The sequence below is a fragment of the Streptomyces aureus genome, from assembly GCF_001418135.1.
GTDB classification, from domain to species: Bacteria; Actinomycetota; Actinomycetes; order Streptomycetales; family Streptomycetaceae; genus Streptomyces; species Streptomyces aureus_A.
In genome coordinates this window covers 1-4,239 of sequence record NZ_LIPQ01000500.1, presented here as the reverse complement: position 1 = coordinate 4,239, position 4,239 = coordinate 1, and the positions used below count along the sequence as shown (strand labels likewise).

Genomic DNA, 4,239 nt, shown 5'->3' with positions numbered 1-4,239 from the left:
GTCGGAGTGGGGGTCCGACGCCGGCGGCTGGGGGTCGGTGACGCTCAACGGACGTCCCTTCCGTTGATCTCGACGACGGGAAGCCCACCGGGGACCGGCCACTGGACCTTGTCGGCGGGGACGACCATCGCCACGCCGGTGGAGACGGTCGTGGAGCCGAAGGTGAAGGAGTCGGCGACCTGGACGCCGGGGCGTTCGGCCTGGAGCTCTTCGAGGGTTCCGTAGAAGAGGGCGCCGGTGGGGCAGACGGTGGCGCACATCGGGGCGAGGCCGTAGGCGGTGCGGTCGTAGCAGAGGTTGCACTTCATCTGGAGCTTCGCCTGAAGGTCGATCTTGGGGACGCCGAACGGGCAGGCGTTGACGCAGTTGGCGCAGCCGATGCAGCGGGTGGTGTCGGCCTGCTGCACGACGCCGTCGGCGGTGACCAGGATCGCGTCGGCGGGGCAGACCTCGGCGCAGGGGGCGACGGGGTCCTCGCAGTGCATGCAGACGGTGGGGAGGGAGGCGACGGAGTGGCCCTCGTCGGGGTAGTCGAGGTGGATCATCGACTTGCCCCGGTGGGAGTCGCATTCGCGGCAGGCGGAGACGCAGGCCTGGCAGCCGATGCAGCGGCCCGGGTCGATGAAGATCGTGCGGCCCATCATGTGCGGGTCAGCTCCTCTCCGCGGTGCCGCGGCCCTGGGGTGAGGTGGGGGGCAGCGGGTCGGTGCGGGAGACCTGGGTCTCCGGGTAGGCCTGGTGTCCTGGTGCGGTGGGTGGGGCGGGGACCTCGTCGATCCGCTCGGCGGCCTCGATGCGGGCGGCGCAGACCTTGTACTCCGGGATCTTGGAGCGGGGGTCGAGGGCGTCGATGGTGAGGGCGTTGGCCGCGGTGGGGACCGGCCAGTGGTAGGGGACGAAGACGGTGTCGGGGCGGATGGCCTCGGTGACGAGGGCGGGGAAGACCTCGCTGCCGCGGCGGGTGACGACCCGGACGGGGTCGCCGTTGCGGAAGCCGTGGGAGGGGTGGACCTCGACCCAGGGGCGCGGGGTCTGTTCGACGAGGGCGCCCAGGCGGCGGGTCTGGTTGCCGGAGAGGAAGTGGGCGACGGTGCGGCCGGTGGTCAGCGAGAGGGGGAACTCCTCGCTGTACGGGTCCATGGGCGGGTGCCATTCGACGACCTGCATGTGGATCTTGCCGTCGGGGTGGTAGGTGCGGCCGTTCTCGAAGAGGCGGGGGGTTCCGGGGTGTTCGGTGCTGGGGCACGGCCAGGCGATGCCGCCGGTCTCCTCCAGGCGCTCGTAGGTGATGCCGTAGTAGTCGTTGACGGTTCCGGCGGAGGCGATGCGGAGTTCCTCGAAGACCGACCGGGAGTCGGGGAACCCGAACTTGTCGCCGGCGCCGAGCCGGCGGGCGAGTTCGCAGATCACCCAGGTGTCGGTGCGGACGCCGACCGGGGGTTCCTGGGCCTTGTTGTGCTTGACGACCCGGGCCTCGGCGTTGGCCATGACGCCCTCGTCCTCGGCCCACACGGTGACGGGGAAGACCACGTGCGCGTTGGCCGCGGTCTCGGAGAGGAAGAAGTCGAACTGGGCGTGGAACTCGAGGGCGTCGTAGCCCTCCTTGACGGTGGCGTAGTTGGGCAGTGAGACGAAGGGGTTGTTGCAGATGCCGACGAGTCCGCGGATCTCCTTGCGCTGCATCTGCCAGACCATCTCCATCATGGAGGTGCCGGCGGGCGGGAGTTCGGCCTCGTCGATGCCCCAGATCTCGCAGATCTGGCGGCGGTGCTCGGGGTTGGTGATGGAGCGGCCGCCGGGGAGGAGGTCGGACTTCTGGCCGTGTTCGCGGCCGCCCTGGCCGTTGCCCTGGCCGGTGATGGTGCCGTAGCCGGCGCCGGGCCTGCCGATGTGTCCGGCGGCGACGCACAGGTTGATGATGCTGAGGCAGTTCTCGACGCCCTGGGAGTGGTGCTCGACGCCGCGGGCGTGCCAGGCCATGGCCCGGTCCGCGCCGGCGAACATGCGGGCGACCTGCACGATCTGCTCCTCGGGGACGCCGCAGATCTCGGCCGACCGGGCCGGCGGGTATGCGGCGACGGCCGCTTTGACCTCCTCCCAGCCGGTGGCGTGGGCGGCGAGGTAGGCCTCGTCGGTGAGGCCCTCGGCGACGACGACATGGAGGACGGCGTTGAAGAAGGCGGAGTCGGTGCCCGGCTTGAGGGCGACGTGGAGGTCGGCGGTGCGGGCGATCGCGGTCTCGCGCGGATCGACGACGATGAGGGTGGCCCCCCGGTCGCGGGCTCCCCACAGGTACTGGGTCATGACGGGGAAGCACTCGCCGACGTTGGACCCGGCGATGAGGAGGCAGTCGGTGAGGAGGATGTCGGAGAAGGGGTTGCCGGCCCGGTCGATGCCGAAGGCGAGCTTGTTGGCCCCGGCGGCGGAGACCATGCAGAGACGTCCGTTGTAGTCGACGTGCCGGGACTTGAGCGCGACCCGGGCGAACTTGCCGACGAGGTAGGTCTTCTCGGAGTAGAGGCTGGCGCCGCCGAGGAGGCCGAACGCGTCGTTGCCGTACTCGCCCTGGATCCGGCGGATCTCGGCGACGGTGTGGTCGAGGGCCTCGTCCCAGCTGACCTCGCGGAACGCCTCGTCGCGATTGCGGCGCATGAGGGGCGCGGTGAGCCGGTCGGGGTGGTTGACCTGCTGGTAGGCGTTGATGCCCTTGGGGCAGAGCCGCATCCGGTTGATGTCGTGGTTGCGGGGTTCGACGCCGAAGACCTTGCCGCCGCGGTCGACGCGGAGGTACATGCCGCACTGGACGCCGCAGAAGCAGCAGTGGGTGGGGACGAGCGTCTCGCCGTTCTGGTCGGCGTGCCAGCGGTCGGCGGGAATGCCGCCGGCGTCGCGGAAGTTGCGGGTGCCGGGCGGGGCGAGGGAGGGGTCGAGCGGCAGCGCCCTGTTCGGGTCGGTCGCGGTCACTTGAAGCCCTTCTTCACGTGGTCGAGGTAGGCGTTGCCGCGCAGGACGCGCTTGCAGCGGGGGCAGTACTCGGCCCACTCGTCGAAGCCGAGGTCGAGGTCGCGCATGGTGCCCTTGAGGTTCTCCACGTACGGCGCGGTGTCGATCGGCTCGTGGCAGCGGCGGCAGGTGAGCACCTCCTCGTCCTTGCGGCGGGAGGTGTACTTGAAGAGCTGCATGCCGACGGCGGCGGGCCGCTGCACGATGTGGAAGAACTTCCCGAAGGGGATGTAGATGAGGGTGAAGACGACCGACACCATGTGGAGGATCGCGAGGAACTCGTAGCCGCCGCCGTGCAGGAAGATCGACGAGAAGGTGAGCAGCAGCCCGGTCACGGAGATGACGATGAGGGCGATCAGCGGCACCAGGTCGTAGGCGAAGCGCTGGCCGGTGATGGCTCCGCGGTCCTTCATGCGGCGCCACAGGAAGTAGGCGGCGCCGGCGATGACGAGGACGGCGGCGATGTCGAGGCCGTGGAACATCAGCCAGCCGACGACGCTGAGGGCGTCGAAGCCGATGATCTTCAATCCCCAGATCCGCATCTCGTAGCCGGGGCCCGAGCCGGTGGAGGAGGTGAAGGTGAACCAGCCCCAGGTGAGGGGGAAGGTGATCGCGGCGGCCAGCAGACAGCCCCAGAAGATGAGCTGGTGGGCGGCCCAGCGGGCGTGCGAGCGGGCGCCGAGGAACTTCTGGAAGCCGAGGTAGGTGGCGATCATCTTCGGCAGCGCGGTGGGCGCCGTGCGGAAGTTCGCCGCGGAGAAGAAGGAGCCCCAACCCTTGTGGAAGAGACGGCGGGCGCCGGGCGCGGAGATCCAGACGGTGTAGCGGTAGGCGACGCCGAAGGCGAGGAAGACCGTGGCGACGGCGTAGGGCAGCAGGGCCGAGTCGAAGTCGCGGAGCAGACGGCTGCCGAAGACGATCGCGAGGATCAGCAGTACGGAGACGACGGTGCCCGCGAGGGTGGCGCGGCGGCGCGCGGCGGCCGGGGTCTGCGGAGGGAGGCCGGCGGCCGCCGGATCTCCCGGCGCGGGGGCGCCCGAGGCGGGGGCGCCCGAGGCGGGATCGCCCGGGGTGGGATCGCCCGGCGGAGGTGTCGGCTCGGCTGTCTGCGGTGGCTCGGTCACGCGGCCACGGTAAGGCCGTACGGGGTCTTTTGCCCTGTTTTGCTAGTACCTGGAGTGAGGGAGTCGCCCGGACGGGGTTCGGGTGTCGCTCCGGCCGCCTCGGACCGCGTCG

3 protein-coding genes are annotated in these 4,239 nt (G+C 70.5%); all 3 read right to left on the bottom strand.

Features of this window, described 5'->3' with window-relative positions:
- Positions 1 to 44: 44 nt before the first annotated feature.
- From AOK00_RS32320 to AOK00_RS32310, 3 genes are read right to left on the bottom strand one after another with little or no spacing between them, the layout of a single operon-like run.
- Positions 45 to 644 (bottom strand): 4Fe-4S dicluster domain-containing protein, encoded by a 600-nt coding sequence (locus AOK00_RS32320; RefSeq protein WP_030315529.1) that lies wholly within the window; start codon positions 642 to 644, stop codon positions 45 to 47.
- Between the two features lie 7 nt (positions 645 to 651).
- Entirely contained in the window at positions 652 to 2,964 is a 2,313-nt protein-coding gene (locus AOK00_RS32315; protein WP_055603726.1) for a molybdopterin oxidoreductase family protein, read from the bottom strand.
- A complete protein-coding gene (locus tag AOK00_RS32310) occupies positions 2,961 to 4,127 on the bottom strand; it encodes a hypothetical protein (protein ID WP_055603725.1) in 1,167 nt (388 codons plus the stop codon). The genes AOK00_RS32315 and AOK00_RS32310 overlap by 4 nt, the downstream gene beginning before the upstream one ends.
- Positions 4,128 to 4,239: the final 112 nt, after the last annotated feature.

Bases quoted from the DNA above. Each gene is read 5' to 3' on its own strand.
- AOK00_RS32320 (WP_030315529.1), bottom strand. From the start codon at position 644: ATGATGGGCCGCACGATCTTCATCGACCCGGGCCGCTGCATCGGCTGC.